A 205-nucleotide genomic window follows, 5' to 3' on the forward strand; every position below is an offset into this window, starting at 1 on the left:
CTTTGTCGTGTAGGATTGCACTTTATTCTTTTTAGACTTGAAACGCGGTGCTTTGTTTTGTTTCTTGAAGAATCGAGTATACGAATCAGCAAGGTTTTTGAGTGATGATTGCAGTGATGTGCTGTCTACTTCTTTTAACCAAACTAATTCTTTCTTTAGTTGTGTTAATTGAGAAGAGCAAGTGTTATAAGTTAATCCTTTGCCT

1 pseudogene is annotated in these 205 nt (G+C 35.1%); it reads right to left on the minus strand.

The features are described from left to right. Nucleotides 1–205, minus strand: a pseudogene (locus MR059_RS21745) (IS200/IS605 family element RNA-guided endonuclease TnpB); the annotation flags it as partial.

The organism is Bacillus cereus group sp. BfR-BA-01522 (assembly GCF_022662635.1).
In the GTDB taxonomy this organism is placed as follows: Bacteria; Bacillota; Bacilli; order Bacillales; family Bacillaceae_G; genus Bacillus_A; species Bacillus_A cytotoxicus.